A 6,424-nucleotide genomic window follows, 5' to 3' on the forward strand; every position below is an offset into this window, starting at 1 on the left:
CGTCAGTTCGATATAACAGAATATTGATTTATAGCTTTATATCATAATATATTCACAAAAAAAAATCACCGTCAGGTGAAAATTCGTAAGATAATAAAAATAAAGACTTTTATACACTCTTAATTTCGTGAAAATTCGTGTTTCACATACCCAGCTGGAGCCCTCGCTGGCTTTGTGGGAGATTAAAAATAAGAATATAAAAATGAGGAGACTACTCTACATAATATGGGTGTTATTTCCTGCGTTGCTCTCAGCGCAGGACTGGGCGTATCTATCCAAAATCACCACCCACAACGGACTGGTGAGCAATGAGGTAACCAGTATGTTGCAGGACTCAAAAGGCTTTATATGGATAGGCACTGATGACGGATTACACAAGTTCGACGGCTATGATATCACTGTATATAAGCACAATAGCACCCAGAAGAACAGCCTAGCAGGGAACTCTATTAGATGTTTGTTTGAAGACAGTCAGCATAACCTTTGGATTGGCTTAAAAGGCGAAGGACTCAGCAAACTGAACCTGCGCACGGGTATCTTCACCACCTACAAACATCAAAAAGGGAGTAATAGCCTTAGCTATAACGATGTAGCAGGCATAGTAGAGGACGAGGCGGGTATGATTTGGATAGCCGTAGACCGTGGCGGACTAGATATGCTCAACCCCAAAACAGGTGTTTTCACTCATTACGACATTCGAGAAAAAGGCACTTCCAAACCCCTGAACAACGCCCTTACGGGTATGGTAGCGACCAATGGCACGCTCATACTCAGTTCGTGGGGTGGCGGGGTGTACCGTTTTAACCGCAAGGAAAAACAATTTGAGCTACACCCTTATTGGCATACAAACGACACTGATGAGAAGGTATGCAAGCACATTTTCAACCTCTACAAAGACCCAGAAGGCACTGTTTGGGTATCATCGGCACACGGTGGTTTGTATAGCTTAAATGAAAAAACGAAAAACTACCAACGTTATGCGGTGTGTGGTGCGACCCCTTGTACGCACAATGTGAACGTGCTTTCGGTAGCCGATGACGGTCAGCACAACATTTGGATAGAGACCAACGAGGGCATCAAACTCCTCAACAAAAACACTCACACCATTACCGACTTGCAAAACCCGCAACTTGCTAATGAAAGTGTGAATCACATCTACCGAGATAAAAGCCAACTGATGTGGGTGAGTACCGCCTCAGGGATTTACTATTTTAGCCCTACCCCTGCCCAATTCAAATGGGTGAGGTACAAGAATTTTCTTTCGGAAAAACAAGTGCGCGCTATCTTTAAGGACAGCAAAGGCAACCTCTGGATAGGAGGCTTAAACCATATTGATAAACTCAATCCCGACAGAAAGACACTCACCGCTTTTAGCAACCAATCCTACAACCCCAATACCCAGCTCTATCAGGCTTTTTGTGAAGATGCCGAAGGGAATATTTGGATAGGCAACTACGCCAATTTCCTCATTAAGTACAACCCTTCGTCCAACAGTTTTAGTCAAGTACCCATTCCCGTGCCTACCGGTACGAACTACACCTACCGCAACGTCTATCAAATTACGAAAGATTGGGATAATTCCTTTTGGCTTGCTACCGAGTTGGGGGCTATCAACTACCAGCCCGCTACGGGTGTTTTTACCCCACTATTCGAAAGTAAAAACATTATTTACCCCGAAGATAAAACCCACGTAATTCACCGCGACCAAGACCTCCTTTTGTGGGTAGGCACCGAAAAAGGCTTGCGCAGTTATACCCGCGACCTAAAACTCAAACACACTTATACAGCCCTAAAAAACAACACACACACCCTGAGCAACGACTTTATTACGGCTATTCACGAGAGCAAGGACGGTACCTTGTGGATAGGCACCAAAGGAGGGCTACACAAGTTCGACAAGAAAACCGAACGCTTTGAGCTCATTTGCCGTAAAGGCACCGACTATGGCGACCCTATTTTCGGTTTGGCAGAAGATAACAGTGGCAATCTGTGGATGAGCACCCCTTCGGCAGTACTGAAATACAGCCCAAAAAGCCAACAGTTTCAAGTGTTCAACGAGTACGATGGCTTACAAAATTCGGGCTTTCAATTAGGGGCTTTTGCACAAGCCAAAGACGGCGAGTTGCTCATTGGAGGAAAAGACGGTTTTAATACTTTCTATCCTCAACAGCTTACCCTTAACCAAACCCAACCCAAAGTAGTAATTTCCGATTTTCAAATATTCAACAAATCGGTACGACCAGAAGAAGGCGGGGTGCTCAGTGAGGTGATAGATGAGACCCAAAGCATTCACCTTAAACATTGGCAATCGGTAATATCGTTCCGTTTTTCGGCATTGAACTACCGCGCTTCTTTCAAAAACCAATACGCCTATATGCTCGAAGGTTTCGACAGCGATTGGATTTACGACACTTCCGAGCGCATTGCTACCTATACAAACCTCAACCCAGGTACTTACATCTTCAAAGTAAAAGCCACTAACAACGACGGGGTGTGGAGCGAAAAACCTACTACAATTAAGATAATAGTAGCCCCTCCGCTTTGGCGAACAACTTGGGCTTATATCCTCTATGCCTTGCTGGGGGTAGGCTTACTCGTGCTTATCGTGAAGTATTACACCATCAAGGAAAGAGACAAACAGAACCTACGCATCTCGCAATTGGAAGCCCAGCGTATGTACGAAATCAACGAGATGAAAACCAACTTTTTCTCTAACATCTCTCACGAGTTCAAAACACCGCTTTCGCTGATTGTAGGTCCGCTGAACCAAATGGTAGATGATGAGAACTCTCCTAAGGAATACAAAGATAAGTATACAATGATGTTGCGCAACGCCCAAAAACTGATGCGCCTCATCAACCAATTACTCGATTTTAGAAAGTTAGAAAAGAACAAATTAGAGCTGAATTTGCAGTATGACGATGTGGTGAAATTTGTGAAAGGAGTGAGTGAAACCTTTGCTTATCTCGCTTTAGAAAAACAAATACAATACACTATCAAGAGTACAATGCCCAGCTTGTGGATGCCTTTTGATGCCGATAAGTTAGATAAAATTCTCTACAATCTCATCGGGAATGCCTTCCAATACACCCCCGAAAAAGGTGCAATCACGGTGCTTATTGCTACTGTGGTGCAAAACCAACAGAAGTTTTTGCAAATAAAGATAGCCGATACAGGCATTGGCATCTCCAAAGAAGAACAAAAACAGCTCTTTACCGCTTTCTTGCAAGGCAAACGCCAAAAAGAAATCCACAACGAAGGGGCTGGCTTAGGACTCGCCTTCACCAAAGACCTCGTCGACCTACACCAAGGACATATAGAGGTGGAAAGTGAAGAAAAACAAGGCGCTACCTTCACGGTATTGTTGCCTATTTTAGATGTGCCACAACTCCACGACGAGGCGTCTATCACCTTGCAACAGATAGACTCTACCCAAGCAGTAAAAGAAATAGCTCCACAAGAAAATGCAACCGACAAGGAAGAGACTATTTTGGTAGTGGAAGACAACGACGATATGCGCGATTATATACAGCACATTCTCAACGAGCATTTCCACGTACTATTGGCACGCGACGGCGAAGAGGGCTTAGAGTTGGCAATTGCCCACATTCCCGACCTTATTGTATCGGATATTATGATGCCTAAACGCGATGGTATTTCAATGGTAAAAGAACTGCGCGCCAACGAAAAAACAAACCATATCCCTATCATTCTGCTCACTGCCTTAGACAAGGAATCGCAAGTGGTAGAGGGCTACAGTTTGGGTGTAGAAGACTATATCACCAAACCTTTTTCGGCTAAAATACTCAGCAAGCGCATCGAAAATATACTGCTTTCACGCAAGAAGCTGTGGGAACAGTACAGCTCCTCATCCGACCTGAATGTGTACCGCGAAAAACTCATCGGGCAACCTTGGAAAAAAGAGTTTGTAGATAAAGTGAACAACATTGTAATGGAACACCTTAGCGACCCTGAGTTTGGTATCGATGCCCTCGCCGATGCCCTGAATATGAGCACCAACCAACTCTTCAAAAAGGTAAAAGCCATTATGAACACCACCCCTTACAACGTGATTGTACAAATACGTATGACCGCGGCTGCCCAACTGATGAAACAAGGCAATTTGAACATCTCGGAAGTAGCCTATAAGGTGGGTTACCAAGAGCTATCGAATTTCAGTCGCTCGTTTAAGAAGTTTTACAACGCCTCACCGAGAGAGTATTTGAAAGGGGAAAGTGAAATGTGAAGCGTATAAGCTAATTTGATAAGTTTTCTAAAAGAAAAGATAAGTGGATAAAGACTTTATTGCCTTACCTTTGCAGCACAAAATGTACCACCAAAAAAGTATTTGTATGTTTTTAAGAAGTTATATATGGCTTTTATTACTTGGGATTGCCTCCATCACTACCACTGTGAAAGCGCAACCCTATGTATCACCCATTGGTGCACAGGTGTTCATAGAGCCTGGTCAAAGTGATGAGGAGATAAATACTTGGTTCAAACTCCTCAGCGAGCACCAAATGAACTGTTGCCGCATTCGTATGTTCGAGAACTATATGAAGCGCCCCGACGGTACTTGGGATTTCTCGCTGTTCGACAAGGCTTTTAAAGCAGCCGAGCGGTACAATGTGAAGATTGTAGGTACGCTCTTCCCCGCTGCCCCCGACAATTCGTTAGGTGGCTTTAAACACCCTTATTCGCAGTCGCATCTACAAGAAATTGCTACCTATATCAAGCAAGTAGTAACCCATTTCAAAACCTCACCTGCCCTCTATGGTTGGGTGCTGATGAACGAACCTGGCACTGGGGGTTGGGTGCCTAACGACGCTTTTGCCAATATCCAAAAAAGTGAATGGCTCAAAACACTACAACCTACTGCCTACAACAGCAAAGGCTACCCACAAATAGTAGATTTCACCCCTCAACAATTCTTGCTGCACTACAACACTTGGTACCTGCAATGGATTGCCAATGAGGTAAAAAAATACGACCCTAATGCCTATTTGCACGTCAATTCTCACCAAATATTCAGCAATATTGCCGAATACAACTTCCCCGCTTGGCGCAACTTCCTCAATTCGTTAGGCGCTTCTGCTCACCCCAGTTGGCATTACACTATGTTTCACAGAAATCAGTATGCTACAGCTTTAGGGGCAAATTGCGCTATCATACGTTCGGGAGCAGGCGAATTGCCCTTTTGGGTAACCGAATTGCAAGGAGGTAACAACACTTATAGCGGTTATAAAGCCTTCTGCCCTACCAAAGAAGAAATCACCCAATGGCTGTGGACGAGCATTGGCAACGGTGCTGAACATATCTTGTTTTGGTGCTTAAACCCCCGTACTGTGGGTGATGAAGCAGGCGAATGGGCACTCGTAGATTTCCAAAACCAACCTACCGACCGACTCATTGCTGCCTCCGAAGTTGCTAAAACACTCCGAAAAATCAATATCAGCAAATTTAAACCCGTAGTAGCCAATATTCACATCCTCTATACCCGCGAAACACTTTGGGTAGAAAAGAAAGCTCAACTAAATGATAATACCAACAATGATTACGAGGGCAGAAATACCGGAGGGGCTATGAAATCGGCGTTTGCAATGTACGAAACCCTACTTGAAAACGGTATCAATAGTCAGTTTCAATGCTTTGATGAGTTCAACTGGAACAAACCCTCTTACAAAGGCGAAACGATTATTTTATCAGGACAAATAAGCCTCCCATCGCGTTATTGGGAACCCCTGCGCAACTTTGTACGCAATGGTGGCAAACTGATAATGGAAGGACTCAGTGCGTTCTACGACGAAAATATGTTTGCCCTACATCACACGGGATTTCCGCTACAAGATGTATTAGGGGGAGCGCTGAAAGAAGTAAAATGCCTCCCTACCGATTTCAGTGTAAATTACCAAAACGCACCCCTGCCCACCCACCTTTGGAAAGGGAGTATCTACAACACTCAAGGACAAATAGTTGCCCAAGAGGGGAATAGTGTGTTGGCAATGCGACATCGCTTTGTGAGGGGAGAGACCTTTTGGTTCCCATCGCTATTGGGGTTAGGCGCTTTGCGAAGTGGCAAAGGGGAAGCACTTTCGCATTTGCTACTCGCCGAAGCACAACCCACTGTGCCTTTCCAGTTTGAAACTTACCAAAAAGGAGTGCAAATGTATACAATGCAAAAAGGCAATCAATATCTTACGATACTCATCAACAAACGTCCACAAGCTACCTCAGTGGCATTGCGTTGCCCCAAAGGAGTAAATCCTTCGGTCGTTTTTGCGGATAAGGGAGGAAGTACAACAGCCAACACCGCACGCCTATCCTCTGAAGAAACCTTAGTAATTCTTTGGAAATAAAATTTCCTAATCAATTATTTGCAATTTTTGTATCATAGACTTTGTCAAAGTCCCAAAACTTGGACAAA

The 6,424-nt window shown here is 44.2% G+C and carries 2 protein-coding genes; both read left to right on the plus strand.

All coding sequences use genetic code 11. From position 1 onward, the window contains the following. The first annotated feature begins 202 nt into the window (after positions 1–202). The gene (locus HMPREF9073_RS05485) at positions 203–4,246 is read left to right on the plus strand and encodes a two-component regulator propeller domain-containing protein (RefSeq protein ID WP_034555463.1); all 4,044 of its coding nucleotides are present in this window, start codon (positions 203–205) and stop codon (positions 4,244–4,246) included. A gap of 43 nt (positions 4,247–4,289) precedes the next feature. Continuing rightward, entirely contained in the window at positions 4,290–6,356 is a 2,067-nt protein-coding gene (locus tag HMPREF9073_RS05490; RefSeq protein WP_009413010.1) for a beta-galactosidase, read from the plus strand. The last annotated feature ends 68 nt before the right edge of the window (positions 6,357–6,424 follow it).

Origin of the sequence: Capnocytophaga sp. oral taxon 326 str. F0382, assembly GCF_000318295.1 — a bacterium.
GTDB lineage: Bacteria > Bacteroidota > Bacteroidia > Flavobacteriales > Flavobacteriaceae > Capnocytophaga > Capnocytophaga periodontitidis.

Bases quoted from the DNA above. Each gene is read 5' to 3' on its own strand.
- HMPREF9073_RS05485 (WP_034555463.1), top strand. From the start codon at position 203: ATGAGGAGACTACTCTACATAATATGGGTGTTATTTCCTGCGTTGCTC.